Here is a 2,768-nt window from a genome sequence, read left to right as displayed (position 1 = left end):
AAGAAGGCCGTGGCCTGGTTGGAGCTGGTCAGCAGCACGGACCAGACGAACGACGGGACGACGATGAACGCCAGCCCGACCGCCATCAGCGGCCGCACGCCGAACCGCGTGCGGCGCACCAGGAGCGTGACCAGGACGAGCAGCAGCGGCCAGACGATGTAGAACTGCTCCTCGACCGCGAGCGACCAGAAGTGCTGCACCGGCGACGCCGTGGTGCCCTCGGCCAGGTAGTCGACGGAGCGTTCGGCCAGGCGCCAGTTCACGACGTACGCCGCGGCGGCCACGATGTCGCCGCCGAACGTGCGCCACTCGGTCACCGAGCTGGTGAACCAGACGATGGCCGCGCTCGCCGACAGCACCAGCGCCGTGGCGGGCAGCAGCCGCTTGGCGCGGCGGGCGTAGAACTGCGTCAGGGACACCCGGCCGGTGCGCTCGACCTCACGGACCAGCAGGCCCGTGATGAGGAACCCGGAGATCACGAAGAAGATGTCGACGCCGATGAACCCACCGGGGAGGAAGGGGATGCCGGCGTGGTAGATCAGCACCGCGCCGATGGCTACCGCACGGAGTCCCTCGATGTCCGGGCGGAACCCGCCCTGCCGGGCCGGCCGGTGGTCCTCGCGCGGTGTCGCGGGTGAAGTTGCAAGAGTCGTCACGTCGCTCCAGGGAAACGATGGGCACGCTGCCCGGCCGCACACTTTAGCAGCGAGCGGTCCGTCACCGGCGCACCGAGCCCTGGCAGGAATTCACCCCGGGTGTTCGGCACGGGGCCGAGGCTCTGTCACAATCAGGCCGACGCGGCGCGGACGAGCGCCGCCCGAGCCGAGCAGGAACATGACGAACGATCGGTCCGACCTTCCGGTGGTCGCCGCGGAGATCCAGCGCATGCGGGTGAATGCCTTCATCGTCTCGGACATCGCGCGACGCACCGACTCCCAGTCCCACCGGGACCTGATGGCCCTCCTGCGTGACGCGACCGAGGGGCTCCAGCAGTCCCGGTGGTCCATGGCACGCGCCCACGCGATCGGCGTCGCGCCGGCAGACGACGACGAGCTCGACGAAGCGCTCGAGGTGCTGCTCAAGGCGGCGTCGCGCGGCTCCCGCAGCGTCGGTCCCCAGCAGGCATTCCTCCTGGGCCACCTGCTCGTCGAGCGCCGCCGCGTCGACGACCTCAAGCGGGTGCTGCCCAAGCTCTCGCTGCTGCCGCAGCAGTCCGACATGCTCCGGATCGACCTGGCGAACCCGGCGGTCGACCCGTCGTCGGACGAGCAGGCCTGGACGGACACCTTCAACGAGCTGATCCTCGGCGACGCCGCCCCGATCCAGCTCGCGCCCCCCGCGGACGACGCGAGCCCGTTCGACCGGCTGACGACCGGCGTGCCCGCCGGCACCACGGGCGGCGACCTCGTCACCGTGATCATCAGCTCGTTCCGCCCGGGCGCCGAGCTGGCGACGTCGGTGCGGTCCGTCCTGGGGCAGACGTACCGCGACCTCGAGATCCTCGTCATCGACGACGCGTCGGGTCCCGAGTACGCGGACGTCTACCGGGACGTCGCGGCCCTCGACCCGCGCGTGCGGGTCCTGGTGCAGACCCAGAACGCCGGCACCTACGCGGCGCGCAACCGCGCGATCGACGAGGCCAAGGGTGTCTACGTCACCTTCCAGGACGCCGACGACTGGGCCCACCCGCAGCGCATCGAGCTCTCGGTCGCGGCCCTGGCGGCCGACAGCCTCGTCAGCGGCGTGCGCACCAACGCGGTCAAGCTCTCGGACGACCTGGTGCTCGCCCGGCGGCAGAACACGATCCGCCAGGCGGTCGCCCCGACCCTGATGTTCCGGCGCGAGCAGGTGTGGCCGCTCTTCGGCTCGTTCGACCCCGTGCGCAAGGCCGCCGACACCGAGTTCCACTTCCGGCTGGACGCCGCGCTCCCGGGACGGACCGTGGACCTCCAGCCCACGCTCCAGTTCATGCGGATGAGCGCCGGCTCCCTCTCGCGGGACGAGTTCCGCAGCGGTTGGCGCCACCCGGCGCGCATGCTGTACCGGTCCGCGATGCTGACCTGGCACGACGAGCTGCGCCGCGGCGCCTCGCCGTACCTCGGCCGCGAGGAGCGCAGGTTCCCCACCCCGCGGCGGTTCGAGATCGCACCGCAGCCGCACCCCGGCTACGACCTGGTGGTCCTCGGCGACTGGCGGTCCGACGAGCCGCGCGAGCGCGACGCCGCCCAGTGGGTCCAGGCGCTCGCCGAGGCCGACCCCACGCGCCGGATCGCGCTCGTGCACGTCGAGGGCTTCTCGCTCGAGCCGCGCCGCAAGCTGTACTTCATCGAGCCCGTGCGGCGGATGCTTGCTTCGGGCCTCGTCGACGGCATCGCCTGGGACGACGACGTCCAGACGGAGCGCATCGTGTGCGTCGACCCCACGGCGCTCTCCTACCTGCCCCGGCTGCGCTGCGGCCTGCGCGCGCCGCAGGTCGTGGTGGTCGTGGACCGGCCCGAGCAGGTCGCGGGGGTGCCGTTCGCCACCTACGACGCCGACTTCGTCGAGCGCACCGCGAAGTCCGTCTTCGGGGGAGCGGTGCTCTGGAGCCCGCGCGGCGTGCCCGCCGACGAGGTGCTGGCGGTCGACCGGAGCGTCGGCACACCGTCGCTGCCCACGGCGTTCGTGCCCCGGCCCCGGGCCGTCATCGGCTCGCACCCGGGCGTCGTCGCGGTATCGCTGGGGACGCTCGCCGAGGAGCCGCTGCGCGCGGCGTCGGCCATGGTCCG

Annotated in this window: 2 protein-coding genes; one reads left to right on the top strand and one right to left on the bottom strand. The window is 72.3% G+C overall.

The genetic code is table 11. The features are described 5' to 3' along the window. Window positions 1–656 (bottom strand): acyltransferase family protein (locus tag PROKR_RS03470; protein ID WP_211240018.1); only part of this gene is annotated, 656 nt, incomplete at its 3' end. Between the two features lie 178 nt (window positions 657–834). Between PROKR_RS03470 and PROKR_RS33705 the strand changes: the two genes are divergently transcribed. Then, window positions 835–2,768, top strand: a 1,934-nt coding sequence (locus tag PROKR_RS33705) for a glycosyltransferase family 2 protein (RefSeq protein WP_036959519.1), incomplete at its 3' end; no start/stop codon positions are given.

The sequence above is a fragment of the Promicromonospora kroppenstedtii DSM 19349 genome (genome assembly GCF_000515355.1).
Classification (GTDB): Bacteria; Actinomycetota; Actinomycetes; order Actinomycetales; family Cellulomonadaceae; genus Promicromonospora; species Promicromonospora kroppenstedtii.
The sequence above is the reverse complement of the archived record's forward strand: the minus strand, read 5'-3'. Positions and strand labels throughout refer to the sequence as shown.